This window comes from Mesorhizobium sp. M0029 (genome assembly GCF_040323735.1).
Classification (GTDB): Bacteria; Pseudomonadota; Alphaproteobacteria; order Rhizobiales; family Rhizobiaceae; genus Mesorhizobium.
Map to the genome: position 1 here is coordinate 160,067 of NZ_JAMYVF010000014.1, position 24,981 is coordinate 185,047.

A 24,981-nucleotide genomic window follows, 5' to 3' on the forward strand; every position below is an offset into this window, starting at 1 on the left:
CCAAGGAGGACGCATGAGCGCCCGCAGACAACGCAGCCCGTTGACGTTCCAGGTCACCCTGACGGTGCTGACGCTTGCCGTTTTTGCACTGGCCATCGTTGTCGGCTTCGGCCTTTACGCCACCATGCAGGCCGACCGGGTCTCGCTCGATCGGCAGAAGGTTTTCCTGGCCAACGGCCTGCAGGACCAGGTCGCCGCGGTAAAGCGCGAGCAGGAAAGCGTCACCGTCTGGGATGATTCCGTTATCAACGCCAAGGCCGGCAACCAGACCTGGATGGCAGAGAATCTCAGCGTCTGGATGTCCTCGTATTACGGCCACAACCGGGTCTATGTGCTGGACGACGCCAACCGGCCGGTCCACGCCATGCGCGAAGGGAAGGTCGTGTCGCCTGCCGTCTTTGGCGAGGACGAACCCGCTTTGCGGCCGACAATCGCCAGGTTGCGCCAGATGATGAGCAAGGACGCAAGCCAGGCCGGCGCAAAATTCGTTGCCGACGATCTGGTCTCGCTTGGCGGTCAGCCTGCCATACTCAGCGTCATGCCTCTGGTGCCGAGTTCGGATCGCGTCGCCCAGGCATCCGGCAGCGAATATCTGCATGTCTCCATAGAGTTCATCAACGACGCGGTGATCGGCAAGATCGCGCAGAAATATCTGCTGGCGGGGGCGCATCTCCTGCCGATGGCTCAGCCGCTTGGCTCGGCTGCCATTCCGCTTATCGACAAACAGGGTGTCATCCTCGGCTATATTGCCTGGGACCAGGAACGGCCCGGCCTGACGCTGGTGGGCAAGGCCAGCCCGGCCCTGGCTCTGGCCGCGCTGGTTGCGGCGAGCGTGCTCGCCTTTCTGCTCCGGCGTCTGCGCCGTGCGTCATCGGCGCTGCAGACCAGCCAGGCCCAGGCGCAATATCTCGCCTTTCACGACACGCTCACCGGCCTGCCCAACCGGGCACTGTTCGAGGACAGGCTGCGGCGTGCCTTGCTTACCTCCTGCAATGAAAGCAAGGTCGCGCTGCTTTATCTCGATCTAGATCGCTTCAAGCATGTCAACGACACGCTTGGTCACCCGGCAGGCGACGAACTCGTGCGCCAGACGGCGGCCAGGCTTCACCATACTGTTCGCGACGTCGACACGGTGGCAAGGCTGGGTGGCGACGAATTCGCGGTAATCCTGATCGATGTCCGCGACGTCAGGAACGCAGAGGATATTTCCGAGAGGGTGCTGCAGAAACTGCAGGAGCCGTTCAAACTGATGGACGATCAGGTCTTTATCAGCGCCAGCATCGGCATAGCCTTGTCGACAGGCCCTGATGCCGACGCAGACGATCTGCTGCGCAAGGCCGACATCGCGCTCTACGAAGCCAAGAAGAACGGCCGTGGCCGCTACCAGGTCTTCGCCGGCGACATGGACGACCTTTTGCTGCGCAAGCGCAAGGTCGAGAGCGAGCTGCGCAGCGCGCTGAATGGCGGCACCGGTATCAAGCTCGCCTACCAGCCGGTCTTTGCCAGCGACGGCAAGACCATTGTCGGCGCCGAGGCGCTGATCCGCTGGGCGCATGAGGTCCATGGCGCACTGCCGGCGGCGCAGTTCATCGCCATCGCCGAGGAACGCGACATGATCGGGCAGCTCGGCGCATGGGCCCTGCTGGAAGCCTGCCGCTTCGCCGTGAAGACCAAACTGCCGTGGCTCGCCGTCAATGTCTCGCCGCTGCAATTGCGCGACGCCGGCTTTGCCGAAGAGGTTGCCTCGATCCTCGCCGAAACCGGACTGGCGCCGAAGCGCCTGCAGCTCGAAATCACCGAAAACGTTCTCCTGGAAAACAACGACACCACCAGAGCGGCTCTGGCAGCCTTGCGCCAGTCGGGCGTCGGCATTGTGCTCGACGATTTCGGCACCGGCTATTCGTCGCTGAGCTATCTGCGCCGCCATGCCATCGACAAGCTCAAGATCGACCGCTCCTTCGTGCGGCTTCTCGACGGCGACGGCAATTCGGGCGCCATCGTCAAGGCGCTGATCGATCTCGCCGGCGCGCTCAAGGTCGAGGTCACCGCCGAGGGCGTAGAGACCGAGGTGCAAAAGGCGCTGCTGGTCGCCATGGGCTGCCAGCAGCTGCAGGGCTACCTCTTGTCGCCGCCGCTGGAACCGGCGCAATTGGTGGCGCTGCCCGGCCTGTCGTCGGCCAACGCAACGACGGAGGCGGCAGCGTCGGCCTGATCGTTCCTACCAGCCAGGCAGGATCTGGTTCGGCTTGCCCCGCTTCATCTTGGCGAAGGCGAGCGAGGCGAAATCGAAGCCTCCCGTTTCTTCGCCGAGCGGCACGGAAATATTGTCGAGGCTTTCCGAGATGTGCCGGGCCAGCGCGTCGACGATTTCGGGACGCGAGGTCTGGCCGCGCATGATGCCGATGCGGCAGTCGGGCAGGGCGCCAAAACCGTCGGCTTCGCCCAGCACTCGCATGCCGGGCCGCAGCGCGCATTCCGGCAGCACCGAGATCGCCAGCCCCGACAGCACCGCGGCGGTGATGACGGTCGCCGAGAAGCTGGTGAACAGGATGCGATAGTCGCGGCTTTGCCGGTCGAACACATCGACGGCGGCGCGCCGCCAGATGCAGTTCGGCCGGCCGAAGGCCATCGGCAGCACTTCCTGTTCGTGCGTGGCATGGTTGGCCGAGGTCACCCATAGCAGCGGCTCGCGCCGCACCACTTCCGACTGGCCGCGCGTGTCGTTGTGCGTCACCAGCGCAAGATCGAGATTGCCGCGCTTGATATGCTCGACCAAGCCTGGTGTCGGCTCGCAGACGACGGTCAGTTCGACGCGCGGGTTTGACCGTGTGAAGCGTGCCATGATTTCGGGCAGGAACCGGTCGGCATAGTCGTCGGGGGTGCCGATGCGGATGGTGCCTTCGAGCCGCTGGTCATCGAAGGCGGCCAGCGTTTCGCGGTTGAGATAGAGCAGGCGGCGCGCGTAGGAGAGCAGCTTGTCGCCTTCCTCAGTCAGCCTGTTGGTGCGGCCGTCCTTTTCGAACAGCGGCTTGCCGATCCGCTCTTCCAGCCGGCGCATCTGCATCGACACCGCCGATTGCGTGCGCAGCACTTCCTCGGCCGCGCGGGTGAAGCTGCCGGTATCGGCAATCGAGATGAAGGTCTGCAACTGGTCGAGATCGAGTGGCGCTTTCATCGGTCCAATCCATCACTAGCGTTGATGCTAAAGATTAGAAACATTCGTTGGATTAATCAATCGGTGCGTGGCAAATTCACATTGTCCACATGAAGGCATGTGAATCGAGACCGGAACGGCCGCTGTCCCCAGCGCCGATCGCCTGGTCTTGTCCAGTTCGAGTCTGAAGGAGACCGACATGACCACGTTTGATTTCGCCACCGAGACCTCGCGCATCACCTCGCGTCCGGCCGTTGCGACGCGCGTGGCCAACACTCTTCTCAATGCCTACCAGGCCTGGAAAAATCGCCGCGCCTTCTATCGCCTTGGCGAGATGTCGGACGCCGAACTCGCCGATATCGGCCTGACGCGCGCGGACCTCCATGTCGCCATCGATGTGCCGTTCGGCGCCGATCCGACCGTGAAGCTGCGTGCGATTGCGAGCGATCGTGCCGATACGATCGAAGATCTCGCCCGCCAGATAGCGTGATATCGGGCGCATTGTTTCGGTTGCCGTGAACCTTTCTCAGGCTCGCCGCGACCAACGAGTATAGCAGGCTCCCCACTCCCTGCCGGTTCCCCGCCGGCCAGCCTGCACACTGGCCCGGTCCTCCTCCAGGACCGGGCTTTTTCTTTTAAAGCTCCGTCGTCATCGTGCGGTCTGCGCCGCGTCCCTTCGCTCCTTGCTCCGAAGCCGCGAAGGTCAGCGCCCAACTACCGCCGGTCCATGTCCCGCTTGAACTGGTCGAAGATCGTTTCCACGCCCTTCTGATACTCGTCGCGCTGCTGGGCGCCGGTCTCGAACATCTTGCCGAAAATATCGTCGAACGGATTGCGTGGCCTGCCGCTCGGATTGGCCTGCGGTTGCGGCGCCTGGCGCTCCTGCGGTGCCTGTCGCCGCTGGGGTGCTTGCGGCTGCTGCGGCGCCGGCTGCCCACCGGGCAGGCCGAAGCCGCCACCACCGCCTTGCCGCATCATCTCTTCAAAAATCTTGCCCAGCGGGTTGTCGCCGTAAGGGCTCTGCGTCTGTTGCGGCTGTGTCGGTTGCTGCGAACGGCCCTGCGGTTGCTGTGCAGCACCACCGCCGAACATGTCCTGCAGCACCTTCCCGAGCGGATTGTCGCCATAGGGGTTGGGCGCCTGTTGCGGCTGGCTTTGCGGCTGTTGGGCGCCGCCGCCGAACATGTCCTGCAGCACTTTGCCTAGCGGGTTCTCACCGTAAGGGTTGGGTGCTGGCTGCGGCGCAGGCTGTGCCCCGCCGCCCGCCTGCCGCATCATCTGTTCGATGATTTCGCCGAGCGGATTGCTGCCTCCGCCGAAGCCACCGGCGGCCTGCATCTGACCCCCGGTCAACTGGTTTGTCGTCTGCTTGAACAATCCGCCCATCACCATCGAAGCGATGGCCGGCAGCATCTGCTGCAATATCTGCTGGCTGACGCCGGTCGCCTGCGCGGCCTGGCTGGCCACCGCGCGCGACAGCTCCTTCGAGCCGAACAGATGACCCAGAATGCCATTGCCCTCATTGACGCCTTGCGGCGAGAAAGCCTTGGTCGCGTCCTCGAAATATTTGGCGTGCTGGCCGCTTGCCATCGCCGTCATGAAGGCGCCTAGCCCATATGGATCGGCCGTGTTGCGTTGCAAGCCCTGCGAGAAGGCCGGCAGCAGAGCGGCGACAGCCGCCTGCGTCTGCTGCATGGAAAGCCCGTACTGCTGGGCAAGCGCCTGCATGCCGTTGCCGTTCTGCGCCTGCGCCAATATGTCGAACAAGGTAGGCATCGGTTTCTCCTCCGGGAAATCCTCAAGGGAGAACCTAGTTCGTTTCGATGTTCGATTGAAGCGGCTTTTGCCGCTGCTCAAGGCGCGACGCTAATACGCATATTCCATGAACACCGGCTCGATCGAGCCGCCCCAGCGCGTGTGGTAGGCCGACAGCATTTCCTCGGCACTGGTGGTGCCGCGCGCCACGACTTCGTCCAGCGTGTTGAGGAACGAGGTCTCGTCATAGCCGTCGCGGTTTTTCCTGCCGCGATTTTTCAGCCCAAGGCGCGAAATGGTCATTACATCGCGGCCGATCTCACGCAGCGTCGTGTTGCGGAACGGCGCGGAAATGCCTTGTTCCGGCACCCCATTGCGCATCGCCAGCGTTTCTTCATAGGTCCAGCTCGAAGTCAGCGCCTCGGCGGCGTCGAGCGCGGCCTCGTCATAGAGCAGCCCGACCCAGAAGGCCGGCAGTGCGCAGATGCGGCGCCACGGCCCGCCATCGGCGCCGCGCATTTCGAGGAAGCGCTTCAGCCTGACGTCGGGGAACAGCGTCGACAGATGGTTCGCCCAGTCGCCCATGGTGGGCAGTCCGTCCGGTACTTCATTGCGGGCAGCGCCGGCCATGAACTGGCGGAAGGTGATGTGCGTCATGTCGTGATAGTGGCCGTCGCGGATGACGAAATACATCGGCGCGTCGAGCGCCCATTCGACATAGTCGGCAAAGCCGAACTCGGGCGAGAAGCAGAATTCGAGCAGCCCCGAGCGTTGGTTGTCGGTGTCGCGCCAGATGTCGCCGCGCCAGCTCTGCAGCCCGTTCGGCCGGCTGTCGGTGAAGGGCGAGTTGGCAAACAGCGCCGTCGACAGTGGCTGCAGCTTCAGCGACACCTGCATCTTGCGGCGCATGTCGGCTTCGCTTTCGAAGTCGAGGTTCACCTGGATGGTGCAGGTGCGATACATCATGTCGAGACCCTTGGTGCCGACCTTGGGCATGTAGCGGGTCATGATTTCGTAGCGCGATTTCGGCATTTTCGGCGTCTCGGCCAGCGACCATTTCGGGCTGCCGCCGAGGCCGAGAAAGCGGATGCCCATCGGCTCGGCGATCTCGCGTACCTGCGCCAGATGCGCATTGCCCTCCCGGCAGGTCTGGTGGATCGTTTCCAGCGGCGCGCCCGACAGCTCGAACTGGCCGCCAGGCTCCAGCGAGATCGCGCCCTGTCCGGTCGGCTCGACCAGGCCGATGATGCGGCCGTCATCGATGATCGGGTCCCAGCCGAGCTTTTGCTGCATGCCTTCGAGGATGGCGCGGATGCCGCGCTCGCCGCCATAAGGCACCGGCGCGTTGCCGTCGACATAGAAGGGGAACTTCTCGTGCTCGGTCCCGATGCGCCACTTGTCGCGCGGCTTGTTGCCTTCGGCCAGATGCTCGACCAGTTCGTCGATGCCTTCGATTGGCCGGAAATCGGTTGTGTCGCGCGCCATGGGGCCCCCTCTGCGGCTCTCGGAGCCCGCCGGCGCTAAATGGACGAAATGTCAGCAGCCGATCAAGCGAAAAATCCTGAGCCACAGGTCAACAGGAATTGATCTTTACGCCTCTTACCAGTCTCCGACCGTCGCCTGCATCACCGCAAGCGCCGCTACAGCTGCTGTGTCAGCGCGCAGGATGCGCGGTCCGAGCGGGATGGCAGTGACGAAGGGGAGCGCCCGCAGCATCTTGCGTTCGTCATCGGAAAAGCCGCCTTCCGGCCCGACCAGCAGCGCCAGCTTCCTCTCAGGTATTGCCTGCAATGCCGGCAGCGGGTTGTTGGTCGAGGCATCCTCGTCGCAGAAGATAAGCCGGCGTTCCTTGTCCCAGCCGGAGAGCAGGCGCTCGAATTTCTCGGCCTCGCGCACTTCCGGCACCGCCAGTATGCCGCATTGCTCGGCCGCCTCGACGACATTGGCGCGCAGCCGGTCGATGGAGGGTTTTGCCACTTGCGTGTGCTGGGTGATCACCGGCTGCAGGATGCCGGCGCCCATCTCGACCGCCTTCTGCACGAGATAGTCGAGCCGGCCCTGTTTTAGCGGCGCGAAGCAATAGATCAGGTCAGGCAGGGGCGGTTGCGGTCTCTGCGAGGCCAGCACCTTCAGCCGCACCGCCCTTTTCGACCTGGTGGCAATCGCCGCCGACCACTCGCCGTCGCGGCCGTTGAAGACCAGGATCTCGGCGCCTTCGCCGAGCCGCAGCACATGCGTGAGATAATGGCTCTGCTGCTGGCCGGCATCGAATTCGATGCCTGCCGCGAGGTCGTCCGGCACGAACAGCCGCTGCATCTTGTAATTGGCGCGCATCGCCGAGGAATGGGCGAGGCGGTGCCTGGCGTCAAGTCTCGGCGGAACGATGCCATAGCGGTTCAAAACCGTGCCGCAGCACCGAAACGGTCGTGGCCGGTGTGAGCAGGCGCAGCGACCGGCCGGCAAGGCTGTCGAAGGCCGCCGCATCGCCATAGCCTGCGAACGACCAGGGCAGCGCGTTGCCGCCGCGCAGCGCATAGGCCGAGCCGCCATCCGCGATCATCGCTCCGTCCGGCAATTCGGCAAGCTCTCCCATGGTGACATCAGGTGGCTTGCCGCCGGAAGCCAGCCGCTCCTTGTGCAGCCGCTTGTCCACCATTGGCACGCGCGGTTCGTTTACACCGAAGACTTTGCCGAAACGCCCGACAAAATCCGTGGCTCGCTCACGCCGGCAATAGAAACAGGGACGGTGCCCGGCGGCCAGCGCCGTCACCTCGTCGAGGAAGAACAACTCGGTCCAGCCGGCCCTGCCGCCCGGCCTGTTCCTGCCCATCGGCTCGCGCCGCACATTGCGGAATTGGCAGACGCAGATGATCCAGGCCGGCAAGGCCCAACGCTTTTTCAGCAGCGTCTTGGTCTCAGGATCGTGGATGATGCCGCGATTGCCGGTGAACAGGCCGCGCTCGGATATGGCATGGATGGCGCCGAACGGATCGACCCGGTTCTGCAGTGGCATAGCTCTCTCCCGAATACGCATCTTGGCTGCAATACGGGCGACATGATATCGCTCGTCGCGTCATTTCATGTCAGCAGGGTTTTGCGATGCGGGTGCTGGTGGTCCAGAACTACGACAACACCGGCCTTGGCCAGGTTGGTGCCGCGCTCGCCGAAGCCGGCGCCGATCTCGACCTGCGCCGGCCCTACAAGGGCGATGCGCTGCCGGACGACGCGACCGGACACGATGCCATGGTGATGCTTGGCGGCGGTCAGAATGCGCTGGCCGACGATGACTACCCGTATTTCCCGGCGCTGCTCGAACTGACCCGCGATTTCGCCGCCAAGGATCGCTCGGTTCTCGGTATCTGCCTGGGCAGCCAGTTGGTTGCCCGCACTTTCGGCGGTGAGAACCAGATCGGCGGCGCCTCGGAATTCGGCTGGCACAAGGTATCGCTGACGCCGGACGCCAGAACCGATCCGGTGCTCGGCGCACTTCCCCAGGATTTCCCCATCTTCGAATGGCACGACGACACTTTCGCGCTGCCGTCAAATGCGGTGCGGCTTGCCGGCAGCGAAATTGCCGAGAACCAGGCGTTCCGTATCGGCCGCGCCGTCTACGGCTTCCAGTTCCATTTCGAGGCCGACCGGCCGATGGTGAGGGACTGGAGCACGTCCTTCGCGCCGCTGATTGCCGATCGCCATCCCGACTGGCACGATCGCCTCGACAGCGAAATGGCACGCAACGGCCCCGAGGCCGACGCCGCGGGCTTGGCCATTGCCCGCGCCTGGGTGGCGACGATCTGAGACTGGCCGCGCGCAGTCAGCAATTCCAGGAAAAGTGTGAAGCGGTTTTCCGTCCGGAATTGCGTCAGATAAAAAGATAGAGCGGTTCGCCGTAGCGGCGAACCGCTCTATCCGTTGCATAATTGGCACGCGGCGGGGAATCTGCCGGGGACAACTTCTTTCGTCCTTGGTTTGTGGCCGAACGCTATCCTACAAGGCGCGCGCTATGCAACGGCAATGGCAACCGCGATGAACCTTCTGTGTGATCCGCGCGACACACCGCCGATACAGAATCGACCTACAAGCGCGAAATCGTCGAAACTTTGAGACGAATTCTCGGTTTCAACCCATTGGTAACCGCCTCGTGCCCAGATGCAGGAAGCTCAACTAGAGATGACGTCCGTGAAAGCAGCGCTTCTGTCCTTTGTCATGCTGTCTGCCATCGTTTTGTGCGGTCTCGGCATTTATTCCGCCGATGCAGCCAACAACCATCAGGCCGTCGACGGCTACGGCGTCACCGCCGCGCTTCGCTAAAACGCTTTTCCCTGCACAGTCAGGATACGCTTGTCCGCGCCGTCCACGGCGAGCGCGCTGAGCATGCCTGACTGCCAGGCGAGTGTGTCGACATTGACGCGGTTCGGCATCACCTCCGCCTGCGGCACCGGTGTGTGGCCGTGCACGATCACCTTCGGGTAAAGCCCTGGATGGTTGTGGAAGACGTCGCGGATCCAGACCAGATCCTGCGGGCTCTGGCTCGCCAGCGGCACGTCAGGCCTGACGCCGGCATGGCATAAGAAGAAATCACCTGATATCAGTGACAATTGCAGCGACCGCAGGAAGTCGACATGGGCTTGCGGTACAGCATTGACCAGTGCCTGGTGTCCCCGCCGTAACGCCTCGGCCTTGCCGAACCAGCTTGCGTGTCCCGCTAAGTCGACACCATAGGATTGTGCCGTCTGCACGCCGCCATAACGGATGAACAGCCCTTCCGGGTCAGGCTCGTCGAGAAAGTCGAGGAAGCCGATATCGTGGTTGCCGGCGAGCATCAGATGCCGCGGATCGCGTTTCTGTGCCTCGATCAGGAAGTCTATGACGCCCTTGGACTCTGGTCCGCGGTCGACATAGTCGCCGAGGTGGATGACGCGCCAATCGCTGGTCGGCTTGTATTCGAGTTCGCTCTCGATGCGGCGATGCATGGCGGCGAGCAGATCGAGCCGGCCATGCACGTCGCCGATCGCATAGAGGCGCATGCCATCGGGTGCGCGCGCGTCGAGGTAGTGGATGCCGGTCTCGGTCAAGGCGGCTTCGTCTCCGTGATCCAGCGAGGCTAGGGTCTAATCGGTGAACAAGACCCTAGCGCCGCAACTGGTCCTTGCCCATGTCGGTCACCAGCCGCTTGCCGCACAGTGCCAGCGTGATGTCCATCTCCTTGCGGATGATGTCCAGCGCCAGGGTCACGCCTTGCTTGCCCATGGCGCCCAATCCGTACAGGAACGGGCGGCCGATATAGGTGCCCTTGGCGCCGAGGCAAAGCGCCTTCAGCACGTCCTGGCCCGAGCGGATGCCGCCGTCCATATGCACCTCGATCCTGTCGCCGACGGCATCGGCGATCTCTTCCAGCGCCATGATTGACGACGATGCGCCGTCGAGCTGGCGCCCGCCATGGTTGGAAACGATGATGGCGTCGGCGCCGGTCTCGACCGCCATCAGCGCGTCCTCCTTGTCGAGAATGCCTTTCAGGATCAGCTTGCCGCCCCAACGTTCCTTGATCCAGGCGACATCCTTCCACGACAGATGCGGGTCGAACTGCTCCGTCGTCCACGATGCCAGCGAAGCGACGTCGCCGACGCCCTTGGCATGGCCGACAATGTTGCGGAAGGTGCGGCGCTTGGTGCCGGCAATGCCCATCAGCCAGCGTGGCCGCATGGCGATGTTGGCAATGTTGGCCAGCGTCATCTTGGGCGGCGCCGACAGCCCGTTGCGGACATCCTTGTGGCGCTGCCCCAAGATCTGCAGGTCGAGCGTCAACACCAGCGCCGAGCATTTTGCAGCCTTCGCCCTGTCGATCAGGTCGAGCACGAAATCCTTGTCGCGAAGCACGTAGAGCTGGAACCAGAACGGCTTCTTGGTCACCGACGCGACATCCTCGATCGAGCAGATGCTCATCGTCGACAGCGTGAACGGCACGCCGAATTCCTCTGCCGCCTGCGCGGCCAGCATCTCGCCATCGGCATGCTGCATGCCGGTCATTCCAGTTGGGGCAAGCGCCACCGGCATCGCCACTTTCTCGCCGATCATGGTCGATTCCAGCGAGCGGTTGCTCATGTCGACCAGTACGCGCTGACGGAATTTTATCTTCTGGAAGTCCTCTTCGTTGGCGCGGTAGGTGCTTTCGGTCCAGGCGCCGGAATCGGCATAGTCGAAGAACATCTTCGGCACCCGCCGGCGCGCCAGGTCCTTGAGATCGGCAATGGTGAGGATGTCGCTCATGGTGGTTCCTCGTTAGCCAGTCGTCTTGAAGCCGTCGTCGGCGTCGGAGCGCTGCTTAAGCCTGAGCCGCGATACGCGCTGCCAGTCGCCGCTGCGTTCGGCCTCGAGCATCGAGCGCTCGACATAGGAGATATGGTCCATCGCCGCTTGGCGGGCAGCTGAGGGATCGCCGGCCTTCACGGCTTTGTAGATCGCGCCGTGCTGGGCCAGCAGCGCCTCGCGCGCTCCGGGCACGCTGAACACCAGAAGCCGGTTCTGGAACACGCCTTCAGACAGCAGCCGGTAGCAGGAGCGCAGCGTGTGCAAGAGGATGATGTTGTGCGCGCATTCGCACACAGCATGGTGGAACTCGACGTCGATTTCCGCCTCGTCGTCGAAATCGCCGGTGCGGTGCGCCTCGTCCATGCGCGCCACGATGCGGTCGAGCAGCGCAATGTCGTCCGCTGTCGCGCGCCGCGCCGCATATTCGGCCGCAACACCTTCGATCTCGCGGCGGTATTCCAGATAGTCGGTCACCGCCTTGCGGTGCATCGAGATGAGGTCGGTCACCGGCTTGGTGAACAACTGGCCGATGACGTCGGCGACATGGGTGCCGCCGCCGGCCTTGGTGATCAGCAGCCCGCGCCCTTCCAGCGCCTTCAGCGCATCGCGCAGGATCGGCCGCGACACGTCGAACTGGCGCGCCAGCTCGCGCTCGCCCGGCAGCCGGTCGCCGGTGCGCAGCACGCCTTCAAGGATCAGGCTTTCGATCTGCTGCACCACCTCGTCGGCGGTGCGCGAATGCTCGATCCTGGAGAAAATATCGCTCAACGGGGGCCTGGGAAATTGAACCGGCGTCGCGCAAGATAAAGCCAGCGTCGCCAACTGGTCAAATTATTTATCCAATTTGCCCAATCGGGTCGGTCTGCGCGTCGCGCCGGCAGGACCTACGATGCTAGACTTTGGTGTTTACGCGCCTCATGGATTGCCTTTAGAGGACGCCATCACACGAAGGGTCGAGAACAGGGGGACCACCGTGTCGGACGAGACGTCCAACCTCGAATTCCAGCCGCGCGCCCAGGGCAGCGTGATGGGCTTTCCCGCGCATGAGGGACGGCCCGGCGCGATCGGCGAGGTCCATGCCCGGCCGCATCCGCTGATCGAGAAGCCGCGCGTGCTTGTGCAACTCGCCTTCATGACCGAGGGCGGCTCCAGCGTCGACATGGCCGTGCTCTCCGAACTGTCGCGGCGCCTCGGCATCGCGGCGCCCGACCGTCATGCCCGCCACCACGCCATGAAGTGGGGCAAGGGTACGCTGCGCTGGGAGCGGCATACGGAATTCTCGACCTATCTTTGGGAAGGGCCGCTTGCCGAAAGCGGCAGGGCGCAGGAGGATTCTCCTTTCGGCAACGGGTTCTCGCCGCCGGGAACGGTGATCTCAGGCATAAGGCTGGAGATCCGCAAATGGACGCCGGCAAGCGAGAAGCTGATTGCGGCCTTCGACCCGACGAGCCTCTGCTATTCGCTGGTCGAGCGCGGCAATGCGGCCATCGTCACCGATTTCCGCCAGGACGGCGACGGCCTGACCCGCATCCTGGTGCTTGATCGCGGCCTGACGCCGGCGCGGACCGGCGCGCTGTCGCAGCGGCTGATCGACGTCGAGACGTATCGCACGCTTGCCATGCTCGGCCTGCCGCTGGCGCTGACGCTGTCGGGCCGCGCCCGCCGCATCGAGGACCGGCTGGCGCAGACCACGCTGGAAATGAAGGTCGCTGAAACCCGCGACAGCCAGACGCTGCTCGCCGACCTGACCGAGCTTGCCGCTGAACTCGAGGCTGATGCCGCCTCCAGCCTCTATCGCTTCGGCGCCAGCCGCGCCTATGACGGCATCGTTGTCGAGCGGCTGGAAGCGCTGGACGAAGAAGCCGTGCCCGGCTACGACACTTGGGGCGGCTTCCTGCAGCGGCGGGTGGCACCCGCCATGCGCACCTGCCGTTCGGTCGAGGAGCGCCAGGCCAACCTGTCGCGCAAACTAACCCGCGCCACCACGCTGCTGCGCACCTGGGTCGATGTCGAGGTCGAGAAGCAGAACCGCGATCTGCTGGCGTCGATGAACAACCGTGCCCGGCTGCAACTGCGGCTGCAGCAGACGGTGGAAGGCCTGTCGGTGGCGGCAGTGTCCTACTATGTCGTCGGCCTGATCTCCTATCTCGCCAAGGGCGCCTCGATCTTCGGCCATGCCTTTGCACCGGAAGTCGTCACGGCCGTCGCGGTGCCGGTCGCCATCCTGCTGGTCTGGTGGGGCGTGCGGCGAGTCAGGCGGATGCACTCCGAGCCGGCGAAACATCCGGGGGAGTAGGAGCGCACTTTACCATCCCCCTTGTGGGGAGGGTCGATCCGCATAGCGGATCGGGGTGAGGGTGCTCGTAAAGAGCTTTCGTCGCGCGGACCCCCACCCCGCTCACTGCGTTCGCGACCCTCCCCACAAGGGGGAGGGTTAAGATCCATAGCGGCAGATTGCCGCTGCGGAAGGCTGGCAGTACGCTCTTTGCCCGACGCGGTGTTTGCAACATCCGGATGTAACTGGTAAAAGATTTTTACCAGCCAAGCGGAGGACGCCGCGAATGTCCGGCCTTGTCATGCCCAAGCCAGACGACGCCACGATGCGAAGGCGCGCAGAGATCGTCGCCGATATGCGCATCATCGTGCCGGGCGAGGGCGTCGTCGACGCCACCAACGAAATGCGCGCCTTCGAAAGCGACGGTCTCACCGCCTACCGGCAATTGCCGCTGGTCGTGGTGCTGCCGGAAACGGTGGCGCAGGTGTCGCGGGTGCTGAAATACTGCAACGACCGCAACATCCGTGTCGTGCCGCGCGGCTCCGGCACCTCGCTCTCCGGCGGCGCGTTGCCGCTCGAGGATGCCGTGCTGCTGGTCATGAGCCGCTTCAACCGCATCCTTGCCATCGACTATCCCGATCGCGTCGTCGTCGCTCAGCCCGGCGTCACCAATCTCGGCATCACCACCGCCGTCGAGCAGGAGGGCTTCTACTATGCGCCCGATCCATCCTCCCAGATCGCCTGCTCGATCGGCGGCAATGTCGCTGAAAATTCCGGCGGCGTGCACTGCCTGAAATACGGCCTGACCGCCAACAATGTGCTGGGCATTGAGATGGTGCTGATGAACGGCGAGGTGGTGCGGCTTGGCGGCAATCATCTGGACTCGGAAGGCTATGATCTCCTCGGCGTCATGACGGGGTCCGAAGGCCTGCTCGGCGTCGTCACCGAGGTCACCGTGCGCATCCTGAAAAAGCCAGAGACGGCCCGTGCTCTGCTGATCGGCTTTCCGACCAGCGAGCAGGGCGGCCAATGCGTCGCCGACATCATCGGCGCCGGCATTATCCCTGGCGGCATGGAGATGATGGACCGGCCGGCGATCCATGCCGCGGAAGATTTCGTCCACGCCGGCTATCCCCTTGATGTCGAGGCGCTGCTGATCGTCGAACTCGACGGGCCGGGCGTCGAGGTCGATCACCTGATCGGTCTCGTCGAAGCGATCGCCTACAGGAACGGCTCCACCACATGCCGCGTCTCGCAATCCGAACAGGAGCGGCTGAGCTTCTGGGCCGGTCGCAAGGCGGCCTTCCCGGCGGTCGGCCGCATCTCGCCCGACTATTACTGCATGGATGGCACCATCCCGCGCAAGGAATTGCCGGGTGTGCTCGCCGGCATGCGCGAACTGTCGGAGAAATACGGCCTCGGCGTCGCCAATGTCTTCCACGCCGGCGACGGCAATCTGCATCCGCTGATCCTCTACGACGCCAACGTGCCGGGCGAACTCGACAAGGCGGAAAGTTTTGGCGCCGACATCTTGCGGCTCTGCGTCAAGGTCGGCGGCGTCTTGACCGGCGAGCACGGCGTCGGCGTCGAGAAGCGCGATTTGATGCCTGAAATGTTCGACCAGATCGACCTCGATCAGCAAATGCGCGTCAAATGCGCCTTCGACCCCAACCATCTGCTCAACCCGGGAAAAGTGTTCCCGCAACTGCGCCGCTGCGCGGAGCTTGGACGCATGCATGTGCATCGCGGGCAGGTCGCGTTTCCGGATATTCCGAGGTTTTGATGGGGGCGGAATGTCTCACGTCGGCGATCCTTCGCGCCCCCCTCTGTCCTGCCGGACATCTCCCCCACAAGGGGGGAGATCACCAGTCATCTCTGCCTTCGCCAATCTTCGACGTTGCTAGAGAGGCGCGGTCGCCAAAGCTGCTAATCTCCCCCCTTGAGGGGGAGATGTCCGGCAGGACAGAGGGGGGCGCGAAGGAACTCCACCCATCTTCGCCATGACGACCTTCACCCCCACCACATCGGCCGAGATCCTCTCCACCGTCCAATGGGCGGCGGCGGAAGAGACACCTTTGGAAACCATCGGCCACGGCTCCAAGCGCGGCATCGGCCGGCCACAGCAGAGCGAACACACGCTCGATCTTTCGAAGCTCACCGGCGTCACCCTCTACGAGCCGGCCGAGCTGGTGCTGTCGGCCAAGGCTGGCACGCCGCTTTCCGAGATCGAAAACCTGCTCGCCGAAAACGGCCAGCAGCTCGCCTTCGAACCGATGGATTACGGTCCTTTACTCGGCGGCGAGCCCGGCAAGGGCACCATCGGCGGCATGCTCGCCGCCAACCTATCCGGTCCGCGTCGGCTGAAGGCGGGGGCCGCGCGCGACCATATCCTCGGCATCAATGCGGTTGCCGGTCGTGGCGAAGCGTTCAAATCAGGCGGCCGTGTCGTCAAGAACGTCACCGGCTACGATCTGTCGAAGCTGATGGCCAACAGCTGGGGCACGCTGGCCGTGTTCACCGATGTCACCTTCAAGGTGCTGCCGGCGGCCGAGACCGAGGTGACGCTTGCCGTGCGCGGCCTACTCGACGATGCCGCCTCTGCCGCCATGGCGCTGGCGCTAGGCTCCAGCGCCGAAGTGTCGAGCGCGGCCCATCTGCCCGAACGCATCGCCGCGCGCGTTGCCGGGGGCAGTCTAGGCACTGACGCAGCAACGCTGCTGCGCGTCGAAGGGTTTGGCCCATCGGTCGCCTATCGCATTGAGGCGCTGAAGACCCTGCTGAAAAATGCCGGCCCGCTGCAGGAGATCGCAGGTGAGACATCGCATACCCTTTGGCGTGACATAAGGGATTGCGCACCCTTCGCCGACGGCAGTGAAAAGCCGGTCTGGCGCGTTTCGATGGCGCCGTCTCAGGCCCATCAGATGGTGCTGACGCTGCGCATGCAGATCGGTGCCAGCGCCTTCTACGACTGGCAAGGCGGGCTGGTCTGGCTGCGCATGGAGGAGGGCGATCCCGAAGCCGGCCTGCTGCGCGGGCTGATCAGAAAGCACGGCGGCGGCCACGCGACGCTGGTGCGCGCCGCCCCCGTGCATCGCGCCGCCGTGCCGGTGTTCGAGCCGCAGGCGCCGCATCTGGCCGCACTGTCGGCGCGCATGAAGGCCGAGTTCGATCCTAAGACCATCCTGAACCCAGGCCGCATGGCCCAAGGCTAAGATAATGCAAACTAACTTCTCCCTTGCCCAGCTCGCCGATCCCCATGTCGCGGAATCGGAGAAGATCCTGCGCAAATGCGTGCATTGCGGCTTCTGCACCGCCACTTGCCCGACCTATGTGACATTGGGCAACGAGCTGGATTCGCCGCGCGGCCGGATTTACCTCATCAAGGACATGCTGGAGAATGGCCGCCCGGCCGACAAGGAGATCGTCACCCATATCGACCGCTGCCTGTCCTGCCTCGCCTGCATGACGACCTGTCCGTCGGGGGTCAACTACATGCATCTGGTCGACCATGCCCGCGCCCATATAGAGGAGACTTACAAGCGGCCGGTGCTCGACCGGCTGACCCGCGCCATGCTGGCCTTCGTGTTGCCCTATCCCGGGCGCTTTCGTGCCGCGCTGAAACTGGCGAGACTGGGCAAGCCGTTCATTGGTCTGTTCGAAAAGGTGCCGGCCCTGAAGCCGCTCAGCGCGATGCTGAAGCTGGCGCCGGCATCGATCCCGGCGGCCTCGCCGATGGCCTCTCCCGGCGTCCATGCCGGCAAGGGGACGAAGAAAGGTCGCGTCGCCATCCTCACCGGCTGCGCCCAATCGGTACTCGACCCCGCCATCAATGAGACGACGATTGCATTGCTGACACGGCTGGGCGTCGAGGTCGTGGTGCCGCAGGGCGAAGCCTGCTGCGGCGCGCTGGTCCATCATATGGGCCGCGAGGCAGCAGCCCTTGCCTCGGCACGGCAGAATGTCGATGCGTGGACGCGTGCCATCGACCAGGGCGGGCTCGACGCCATCGTCATCACCGCATCGGGCTGCGGCACAACCATCAAGGATTACGGCTTCATGCTGCGCCTCGATCCGGCCTATGCCGACAAGGCCGCGCGGGTCTCGGCGCTGGCCAGGGACATTGCCGAATATCTCGCAAGCCTCGACCTGCCCGAGCCGGTGCGCAAACCCGGCACCGTCGTCGCCTATCACTCCGCCTGCTCGATGCAGCACGGTCAGAAGATCATCCGCCAGCCGAAGGAATTGCTGTCCAAGGCGGGCTTCGTCGTGCGCGAACCGCGCGAGGGGCATCTGTGCTGCGGCTCCGCCGGCACCTACAACATCCTGCAGCCGGAGATTTCCGCAAGGTTGCGTGACCGCAAGGTGAAGAACATCGAGGCGACCGACGCCGAAATCGTCGCCACCGGCAACATCGGCTGCATCACCCAGATCGCTTCCGCCGCGAAGCTGCCGGTGGTGCACACGATCAAGCTGCTCGACTGGGCCTATGGTGGTCCGAAGCCGGAGGGCGTCTCCGAAGGAAACCTGGTCGCCGCCGAGTAAGCAGCTATTCCGCTGCCAGCCGGTCCACCACGCCATACGTCGCCTGGTAGCGCGCGCGCTGGCGGCTGAGCGCGACCATTGTGTTGCGCAAGAGGATCGCCACAGTGATCGGGCCGACGCCGCCCGGCACCGGCGTGATCCAGGAAGCGACTTCCTTCACGCTCTCGGTGTCGACGTCGCCGACGATGCGGCTCGTGCCGTCCGGGCCGATCTCGGAATTGATGCCGATGTCGATGACGGCCGCACCGGGCTTCACCATGTCGGCCTTGATCAGCCGCGGCTTGCCGACGGCGACGAACAGCGCATCGGCGCGGCGCGCATGTGCCGCCACCGAGCGCGTCATGTGATGGCACACCGTCACCGTTGCGCCTTCGCTCATCAGCAGGAAGGCAATCGGCTTGCCGACGATCTCGGAATGGCCGACGACGACGACTTCCAGCCCCTTGAGGTCGAGGCCGGTTTCCTTGAGCAGCTCGACCGAGGCCGCAGCCGTGCAAGGCGCGAGGTCGAGCTGATTGTAGACGATATTGCCGATCGACGCCGGGTGCATGCCTTCGACATCCTTCAGCGGATGCACCGCGGCCTGCAGCGTCTTGATCGGGATATGCGCCGGCACCGGCCGCTGGATGATGATGCCGGTGACGCGCGGGTCGGCGTTCAGGCCATGGATCGCCGCCTCGAGTTCGCCGGCGCTGATGTCGGCGGGGAACCGCCGCTCCTCGAAACCGATGCCGGCAAGCGCGGCTTTGGCGCGCTGGTTGCGCACATAGACATCGACGGCAGCGGTATCGCCGACGGTGATCGACACCAGCTTGGGCGGAAAACCTTCGGCGGTGGCGATGGCGGCATCCTCGCGCACGGATGCCATGATGCGCTGGGCGACCGGACCGCCCCGGAGATAGCGGCTATCGTCTGGCGGAGACATGGCTGAACCTTTGCAGCGAGTTTGGCGCAGGGGAGTTTGGCCGTCCCTATAGCAGGGGAAATGCGGCAAGGCAGCGTGAAAGCGAACCGTCATCCCCCTGGCGCGACGTTCTGGCGCAGCCTGGCTCAGCTACCGCCGCAAAGAGAAAGGGCAGCACGGTTTCCCAGGCTGCCCTTTTCTGACTGGCCGCATCCCCACACGGCCCGTCCCCCGTAAACTCTTCCCGATCCCTGAAGGTCTAGCCTTCTGAACCAGATGATTCGGTAGCCGACTATATCACGACCACGATCGTTCCAACATTGACCCTCTCGTAAAGGTCAACCACGTCCTCGTTGCGCATGCGGATACAGCCGGAAGATACCGAGCCGCCGATGGTCCATGGCTGGTTGGTGCCGTGGATGCGGTATTCCGTCGTGCCGAGATAGAGCGCGCGGGCGCCGAGCGGATTCTCTTCGCCACCGGCCAGATAGGTCGGGAGGTAGCGGCCCTTGGCAGCCTCGCGCTTGATCATCTCCGCTGGCGGGCGCCAGTCCGGCCAGACGCGCTTGTTGGTGATCTTGTGCGTGCCAGACCATTCGAACCCAGGCTTGCCGGTGCCGACGCCATAGCGCCGCGCGTTGCCGTTCTTCTCGACCAGGAACAGGAAGTTCTGCGTCGTATCGATGACGATCGTGCCCGGCTTCTGCGGGCCGTCATAGGCGACTTCCTGCGGCAGGTAGAGCGGATTGATCTGCGGCCGCATCACCACGCGCTTGGCCGGCGCCTGCACGGAAGCAGTGCGCACCCGATCGGGTCGCGCTGGCTGCGCATAGCGAAGGCGTGGCTGCTGCTGCACGAACTGGCGGCTCTGCCGCACGATGCCGGGCGCGCGGCCAAGCTGCAGCACCCAGGGTGCGGAAAGGTCGGGGCTCACCATCACCGGCGGCCTGTCGGCATAGCGGTCGTTGGCGGCAGAGGAGGTGACGCCGGCGGCCAGAATGGCCACGGCGCCGAGCACGGAACGCAAAAAGATCTTCATCGGAACGCACCTTGATCGTCGAACGGACGGAGGCGGAACTTGCCCCCGGTTGCGCGATCCTTGGCGCGAAGCGGCAACCGAAACATGAATCGGAATGCGTAAAATGCCGCTTTGTCAGTAAACCTTTTGGTGTGGTTACCGCCGGGTTCAGGAATCTGGTAAAGCCGCGGTAAATGCAGCGCGAAAGCGCGTTAACGGATGGATTGGCCATGGCGCAAGACAACACCGGACTGCTTACCGGCTCCGACGGGATCACGCGCTGCTTTTGGCACGGCAATCTGCCGGACTATCTGCACTACCACGACCATGAATGGGGCCGGCCGGTCGCCGACGACCGCAGGCTGTTCGAAAAGATCTGCCTCGAAGGCTTTCAGTCCGGCCTGTCCTGGCTGACCATTCTGCGCAAGCGCGAGAATTTCCGCGAGGCCTTCGCCGGTTTCGACTTCGACAAGGTCGCTGCCTTCACCGACGAGGATGTCGAGCGCCTGGTCGCCAATGCCGGCATCATCCGCCACCGCGGCAAGATCGTCTCGACCATCAACAACGCCAAACGGGCGTGCGAAATGGTCGACGAGTTCGGCTCGCTGGCCGCCTGGTTCTGGAAGTTCGAGCCGGGGCCGAAGGAGCGGCCGGCGGTGGTGGACATGGCGCATCTACGCGCCAACCCGACGACAGCGGTCTCGATCAGGATTTCGAAGGAGTTGAAAAAGCGCGGCTGGACCTTTGTCGGCCCGACGACGGTCTACGCCTTAATGCAGGCGATGGGTCTGGTCAACGACCATCTCGAAGGCTGCGTGTGCCGGGAGCAGGTGGAGAAGGAACGCAAGGCCTTTAAGAGGCCGAAGTAGGGCGCTGTCCCCCTACCTCCCCCTTGTGGGGAGGTCGCGCCGAAGGCGCGGGTGGGGGTATCTTGGCGCTGCACCCCCACCCCGACGCTACGCGTCGACCCTCCCCACAAGGGGGAGGGTAAGGAGCTCACGTCCCACTTGCGCCAGTCAGGAACAATCCCGCGACAATCGCCGCCAGTGCCGCAAAGGTCGGATAAATCACCAGCAATCCTGTCATCAGCGCCTCGCGCATGGTGGAACGCTTGCGCTCGTCGGCGGTGACCTCGAACGGACCGAGGCTCGCCGTCACCGGCGCACGGTTCTCGGCCGGCCGCAGTCGAACTTCATGCAAGCCGTCGTCTCTGATGTCGAACTTGTGTGCCGCAGTCATGGCCCCAACCCTTTGTTTCGGCGCGCTTATCGGCTCTGATTGTGTCGGCACGATGCCGCGCCGATGGCGGAATTGTTTCCTTTTGGTGCGTTTTGTTTCGGAGGAGAAGGAAAAAGCGCAAACCCTTGCCGCACAAAGCCGCTTCGGTTAGGACACGCCCACTCCAAACAAGTCATCGATTACTAAGCGAAAAGACCCATCCTATGGCCGACAAATCGGAAAAGACGAAAGCGCGGCTGCCGCGCGGCTTTGCCGACCGCAGCGCGGAAGACATCCGCGCCGTCGAGAAGATGATGGCGACGATCCGTTCGGTCTATGAGCTCTACGGTTTCGAGCCGGCCGAGCAGCCGCTGATCGAATACACCGATGCGCTCGGCAAGTTCCTGCCCGACCAGGACCGGCCTAATGAGGGCGTATTTTCTTTCCAGGACGATGACGAGCAGTGGCTGTCGCTGCGCTACGATTTGACTGCGCCGACAGCGCGCTACGTCGCCGAGAATTTTGAGAAGCTGCCGAAACCCTATCGCAGCTACCGCTCCGGCTGGGTGTTCCGCAACGAAAAGCCCGGCCCGGGCCGCTTCCGCCAGTTCATGCAGTTCGACGCCGACACGATCGGTACGCCGGGCGTCGCAGCCGACGCCGAGATGGCCATGATGATGGCCGACGTGATGCAAGCGCTCGGCATCAAGCGCGGCGACTACGTCATTCGCGTCAACAACCGCAAGGTGCTTGACGGCGTGCTGGAGGCGATCGGCCTTGGCGGCGACAACAATGCCGGCCGCCGGCTGACCGTGCTGCGCGCCATCGACAAGCTGGACAAGCTCGGGCCGGAAGGCGTGAAGCTTCTGCTTGGGCCGGGCCGATGGGATGGCGGCAAGGAAGGCGAGGGCGACTTCGCCAAGGGCGCTGGTTTGGACGACGGGCAAGCTGAAGCAGTTCTCCTCGCCACGGCAAGGAACGCACAGGTCGACCAGGTTTCCATAGTGAGCTCGAACCCGACTTACCAAGAAGGCGTCGGCGAGCTCGCGACGATTGAAGCCCTGGTCAGGGCGGCCGGATATGGCGAAGATCGCATCGCCATGGACCGCTCCGTCGTTCGTGGCCTCGAATACTACACCGGCCCGGTTTTCGAGGCCGAGCTTCTGGCCGAAATCCCCAACGAAGACGGCCAGATCGTGCGCTTCGGTTCGGTCGGTGGTGGCGGCCGCTATGACGGGCTGGTCTCGCGCTTCCGTGGCGAGCCGGTGCCGGCGACCGGCTTTTCGATCGGCGTCTCCCGCCTGATGACGGCGCTGAAGAACCTCGGCAAGCTGGACACCACCGATGTCATCGCGCCGGTCGTCGTGCTGGTCATGGACAAGGATACGGAAAGCCTTGGCCGCTACCAGAAGATGGTCGCAGAGCTACGCGCCGCCGGCATCCGCTCAGAGATGTATCTCGGCGGCGCCGGCATGAAGGCGCAGCTGAAATACGCCGACCGCCGCGGTAGCCCGGTCGCCGTTATCCAGGGCGGCGACGAGCGCGCCAAGGGCGAGCTGCAGATCAAGGATCTGATCGAGGGCGCGCGCATGTCGGCAGAGATCACCGACAACGCCGAATGGCGCGCCGCAAGGCCGGCACAGGTCACGGTGGCGGAGGCTGAGCTGGTCGCCGAGGTGAAGAAGATTTTGGCTGCGCAGGCCGCTGACCGTGCGAAGGGTGGCGCTTGAACGCCCCCCTCTGGCCTGCCGGCCATCTCCCCCTCAAGGGGGGAGATTGGATGTCGCGCATGGTTTCGCCAATCTCCGGCGTTGAAGAAGAGGCGCTGCGCTCCAAGCTGCCAATCTACCCCCTTGAGGGGGAGATGGCCGGCAGGCCAGAGGGGGGTGCCTCGCACCCAACCAGCCGATGACTCGCTATCCCGCCATCGCATCCGAAATCACCAAGCTCTTCGCCACCCGCAACACCCATGCGGTCGAGGTGGCGGTGCTGCAGCCGGCCGACCCATTCCTCGATATGGCCGGCGAGGATCTGCGCCGCCGCATCTTTCTCACCGAAAGCGAGACCGGCAAGACGCTGTGCCTTCGTCCCGAATTCACCATCCCCGTCTGCCTCGACCACATCGCCTCGCAGGCCGGCACGCCGCGCCGCTATTCCTATCTCGGCGAAGTGTTCCGCCAGCGCCGCGAGGGCGGCAACGAGTTCTTTCAGGCCGGCATCGAGGATCTCGGCGACCGCGACACGGCCAAGGCCGATGCGCGTTCGCTGGCCGATGCGCATGCGCTGCTGCAGCTGGTGCTGCCGGCGCAACCTCTGGCGATCACGCTCGGCGACCAGACCATCTTCGAGGCGGTGCTGGCGGCCCTCGGCCTGCCGCGCGGCTGGCGCATGCGACTTGCGCGCGCCTTCGGTTCGGCGCCGATGCTGCAGGCAGCGTTGTCCGATCTCGCCAACCCGCCACGCAACGGTCAGCTTGACGGCGAAGTCGCGGCCCTTGTCCTCGATGGCGATCTCGAAGCGCTTTCCGCCCACATTGCCGGCGGCATGGAAGAGGCCGGCCTGCTGGCATCCGGCGGACGCGCGCCCGCCGACATTGCCCGGCGGCTGATCGAAAAGGCCGAATTGCGCAGCGTGCGGCTGTCGAACGGAGCGTTTGCGGCGCTCAGGGATTTTCTCGCCATTGACGTGCCGCTCGACGGCTCGAGTGCTGCGCTCGAAAGTTTTGCGGCCTCTGCCGGGCTTTCTCTGGGCGCGGCGCTCGAAAAATTCGCCGCCCGCGCCAAAGCCATCGAGGCACATGGCCTGCCTGCAAAGACGATCCGCTACGACGCTGCCTTCGGCCGTCCGCTGGATTACTACACCGGCATCGTCTTCGAGATCGCAGCACTTGGTGGCGAGCGGCCGCTGGCCGGCGGCGGTCGCTACGACCGGCTGCTGACCCTGCTCGGCGCCAAGACGCCGATCCCCGGCGTCGGCTTCTCTGTCTGGCTCGACCGCATCGAAGCGCTGCGGGGAGAGCCGCAATGATCACGCTGGCGATCCCATCGAAAGGCCGGCTCAAGGAGCAGGCCTTGGAGGTACTGGCCAGGGCCGGGCTTGCCGTCAGCCTGCCCGGCGATGAGCGCCAGTACCGCGCCCGCATCGACGGCGCCGAGGGCATCGAGGTGGCGTTCCTGTCGGCGTCCGAAATCGCCGGCGAGATTGGGCAAGGTTCGGTCGACCTCGGCATTACCGGCGAGGATCTGCTGCGCGAAAACCTCGCCGACTGGGAGGCGCGCGCCGAAATCGTCGCTCGCCTCGGCTTCGGCCATGCCGATGTCGTGGTCGCGGTGCCCGGCATCTGGCTCGACGTCGATACTATGGCCGATCTCGACGATGTCGCCGCCGATTTCCGCCAGCGCCACGGCAGGCGACTGAGGATCGCAACCAAATACTGGCGGCTCACGCAGCAGTTCTTCTCGCAAAAGCACGGCATCCAGGTCTACCGCATCGTCGAAAGCCTCGGGGCCACCGAAGGCGCACCGGCGGCAGGCCTCGCCGACGTCATCGTCGACATCACCACCACCGGCTCGACCCTGCGCGCCAACCATCTCAAGGTGCTGGCCGATGGGGTTGTGCTGAAGTCGCAGGCCTGCCTCGTGGCTGCCAGGAAAGATCGTGCTGCTGCGGATGAGGCGCTAGTGCGGGAAATAGCCGCGAAGATGAGCGCGCTCCCTCCCCCTTGAGGGGAGGGTGGACAGCCGCCAAAGGCGGATGGACGGGTGGGGTCGCTCCGGCAGTGCTCGACGCGAGACCACCCAAGCCGG

23 protein-coding genes are annotated in these 24,981 nt (G+C 64.4%); 12 read left to right on the forward strand and 11 right to left on the reverse strand.

The window, feature by feature from the left end:
• Window positions 1-13 precede the first annotated feature (13 nt).
• Window positions 14-2,212, forward strand: a complete 2,199-nt coding sequence (locus tag NKJ76_RS22495) for a bifunctional diguanylate cyclase/phosphodiesterase (RefSeq protein ID WP_352538385.1) — start codon at window positions 14-16, stop codon at window positions 2,210-2,212.
• 6 nt (window positions 2,213-2,218) lie between these two features.
• Here the strand turns inward: NKJ76_RS22495 and NKJ76_RS22500 are convergent, their stop codons facing one another.
• Window positions 2,219-3,175: a LysR substrate-binding domain-containing protein gene (locus NKJ76_RS22500; RefSeq protein ID WP_352538386.1), complete on the reverse strand. Its 957-nt coding sequence runs from the start codon at window positions 3,173-3,175 to the stop codon at window positions 2,219-2,221.
• A 178-nt stretch (window positions 3,176-3,353) separates the two neighbouring features.
• Between NKJ76_RS22500 and NKJ76_RS22505 the strand changes: the two genes are divergently transcribed.
• Window positions 3,354-3,644 (forward strand): DUF1127 domain-containing protein, encoded by a 291-nt coding sequence (locus NKJ76_RS22505; RefSeq protein ID WP_023670560.1) that lies wholly within the window; start codon window positions 3,354-3,356, stop codon window positions 3,642-3,644.
• Between the two features lie 224 nt (window positions 3,645-3,868).
• On the opposite strand, the gene NKJ76_RS22510 is transcribed toward NKJ76_RS22505, so the two are convergent.
• From NKJ76_RS22510 to NKJ76_RS22525, 4 genes are all read right to left on the reverse strand, one after another.
• Window positions 3,869-4,930, reverse strand: a complete 1,062-nt coding sequence (locus tag NKJ76_RS22510) for a DUF937 domain-containing protein (protein ID WP_352538387.1) — start codon at window positions 4,928-4,930, stop codon at window positions 3,869-3,871.
• Between the two features lie 90 nt (window positions 4,931-5,020).
• The gene (locus tag NKJ76_RS22515; protein WP_352538388.1) at window positions 5,021-6,394 is read right to left on the reverse strand and encodes a glutamate--cysteine ligase; all 1,374 of its coding nucleotides are present in this window, start codon (window positions 6,392-6,394) and stop codon (window positions 5,021-5,023) included.
• A 114-nt stretch (window positions 6,395-6,508) separates the two neighbouring features.
• Window positions 6,509-7,243, reverse strand: a complete 735-nt coding sequence (locus tag NKJ76_RS22520) for a 16S rRNA (uracil(1498)-N(3))-methyltransferase (RefSeq protein ID WP_023715634.1) — start codon at window positions 7,241-7,243, stop codon at window positions 6,509-6,511.
• A gap of 31 nt (window positions 7,244-7,274) precedes the next feature.
• Window positions 7,275-7,922: a hypothetical protein gene (locus tag NKJ76_RS22525; RefSeq protein ID WP_352538389.1), complete on the reverse strand. Its 648-nt coding sequence runs from the start codon at window positions 7,920-7,922 to the stop codon at window positions 7,275-7,277.
• 86 nt (window positions 7,923-8,008) lie between these two features.
• On the opposite strand from NKJ76_RS22525, the gene NKJ76_RS22530 reads away from it, so the two are divergent.
• Window positions 8,009-8,707, forward strand: a complete 699-nt coding sequence (locus NKJ76_RS22530; RefSeq protein ID WP_023701293.1) for a type 1 glutamine amidotransferase — start codon at window positions 8,009-8,011, stop codon at window positions 8,705-8,707.
• A gap of 372 nt (window positions 8,708-9,079) precedes the next feature.
• Window positions 9,080-9,220: a hypothetical protein gene (locus NKJ76_RS22535; RefSeq protein WP_006206855.1), complete on the forward strand. Its 141-nt coding sequence runs from the start codon at window positions 9,080-9,082 to the stop codon at window positions 9,218-9,220.
• Here the strand turns inward: NKJ76_RS22535 and NKJ76_RS22540 are convergent.
• The 3 genes from NKJ76_RS22540 to NKJ76_RS22550 are packed head-to-tail and all read right to left on the reverse strand — an operon-like array spanning window position 9,217 to window position 11,986.
• On the reverse strand, window positions 9,217-9,984 hold the full coding sequence (locus NKJ76_RS22540; RefSeq protein ID WP_023681837.1) for a metallophosphoesterase family protein: 768 nt from the start codon (window positions 9,982-9,984) through the stop codon (window positions 9,217-9,219). The genes NKJ76_RS22535 and NKJ76_RS22540 overlap by 4 nt on opposite strands.
• Before the next feature lie 55 nt (window positions 9,985-10,039).
• Window positions 10,040-11,176 (reverse strand): alpha-hydroxy acid oxidase, encoded by a 1,137-nt coding sequence (locus NKJ76_RS22545; RefSeq protein ID WP_023681836.1) that lies wholly within the window; start codon window positions 11,174-11,176, stop codon window positions 10,040-10,042.
• 12 nt (window positions 11,177-11,188) lie between these two features.
• Window positions 11,189-11,986: an FCD domain-containing protein gene (locus NKJ76_RS22550; protein WP_023692349.1), complete on the reverse strand. Its 798-nt coding sequence runs from the start codon at window positions 11,984-11,986 to the stop codon at window positions 11,189-11,191.
• Between the two features lie 205 nt (window positions 11,987-12,191).
• Between NKJ76_RS22550 and NKJ76_RS22555 the strand changes: the two genes are divergently transcribed.
• The 4 genes from NKJ76_RS22555 (at window position 12,192) to glcF (ending at window position 18,035) form a co-directional block, all read left to right on the forward strand.
• Window positions 12,192-13,514 carry a DUF3422 family protein gene (locus NKJ76_RS22555; RefSeq protein WP_023727715.1) on the forward strand — a complete coding sequence of 441 codons (1,323 nt, stop codon included), beginning with the start codon at window positions 12,192-12,194 and terminating at the stop codon, window positions 13,512-13,514.
• A 265-nt stretch (window positions 13,515-13,779) separates the two neighbouring features.
• Complete coding sequence (locus NKJ76_RS22560) at window positions 13,780-15,276, forward strand: FAD-linked oxidase C-terminal domain-containing protein (RefSeq protein ID WP_352538390.1); 1,497 nt, start codon at window positions 13,780-13,782, stop codon at window positions 15,274-15,276.
• A gap of 217 nt (window positions 15,277-15,493) precedes the next feature.
• On the forward strand, window positions 15,494-16,705 hold the full coding sequence (locus tag NKJ76_RS22565) for an FAD-binding protein (protein ID WP_352538391.1): 1,212 nt from the start codon (window positions 15,494-15,496) through the stop codon (window positions 16,703-16,705).
• Window positions 16,706-16,709: 4 nt separating this feature from the next.
• Entirely contained in the window at window positions 16,710-18,035 is a 1,326-nt protein-coding gene (gene glcF / locus NKJ76_RS22570; RefSeq protein WP_352538392.1) for a glycolate oxidase subunit GlcF, read from the forward strand.
• 4 nt (window positions 18,036-18,039) lie between these two features.
• Here the strand turns inward: glcF and NKJ76_RS22575 are convergent, their stop codons facing one another.
• Window positions 18,040-18,960, reverse strand: coding sequence for a bifunctional 5,10-methylenetetrahydrofolate dehydrogenase/5,10-methenyltetrahydrofolate cyclohydrolase (locus tag NKJ76_RS22575; RefSeq protein WP_023670547.1), 921 nt, complete (start codon window positions 18,958-18,960; stop codon window positions 18,040-18,042).
• 271 nt (window positions 18,961-19,231) lie between these two features.
• Window positions 19,232-19,978, reverse strand: coding sequence for a L,D-transpeptidase (locus tag NKJ76_RS22580; RefSeq protein ID WP_352538393.1), 747 nt, complete (start codon window positions 19,976-19,978; stop codon window positions 19,232-19,234).
• A 209-nt stretch (window positions 19,979-20,187) separates the two neighbouring features.
• Here NKJ76_RS22580 and NKJ76_RS22585 point away from each other — a divergent pair, with 209 nt between their 5' ends.
• Window positions 20,188-20,826 (forward strand): DNA-3-methyladenine glycosylase I, encoded by a 639-nt coding sequence (locus tag NKJ76_RS22585; protein WP_352538394.1) that lies wholly within the window; start codon window positions 20,188-20,190, stop codon window positions 20,824-20,826.
• Window positions 20,827-20,953: 127 nt separating this feature from the next.
• Here the strand turns inward: NKJ76_RS22585 and NKJ76_RS22590 are convergent, their stop codons facing one another.
• Window positions 20,954-21,196 carry a hypothetical protein gene (locus NKJ76_RS22590; protein WP_023732340.1) on the reverse strand — a complete coding sequence of 81 codons (243 nt, stop codon included), beginning with the start codon at window positions 21,194-21,196 and terminating at the stop codon, window positions 20,954-20,956.
• 203 nt (window positions 21,197-21,399) lie between these two features.
• On the opposite strand from NKJ76_RS22590, the gene hisS reads away from it, so the two are divergent.
• The 3 genes from hisS to hisG all read left to right on the forward strand — a co-directional run bounded on the left by hisS (window position 21,400) and on the right by hisG (window position 24,900).
• Complete coding sequence (gene hisS / locus NKJ76_RS22595; protein ID WP_352538395.1) at window positions 21,400-22,905, forward strand: histidine--tRNA ligase; 1,506 nt, start codon at window positions 21,400-21,402, stop codon at window positions 22,903-22,905.
• A gap of 178 nt (window positions 22,906-23,083) precedes the next feature.
• Window positions 23,084-24,202 (forward strand): ATP phosphoribosyltransferase regulatory subunit, encoded by a 1,119-nt coding sequence (locus tag NKJ76_RS22600; protein ID WP_352463229.1) that lies wholly within the window; start codon window positions 23,084-23,086, stop codon window positions 24,200-24,202.
• A complete protein-coding gene (gene hisG, locus NKJ76_RS22605) occupies window positions 24,199-24,900 on the forward strand; it encodes an ATP phosphoribosyltransferase (RefSeq protein ID WP_023695113.1) in 702 nt (233 codons plus the stop codon). The genes NKJ76_RS22600 and hisG overlap by 4 nt, the downstream gene beginning before the upstream one ends.
• Window positions 24,901-24,981 lie beyond the last annotated feature (81 nt).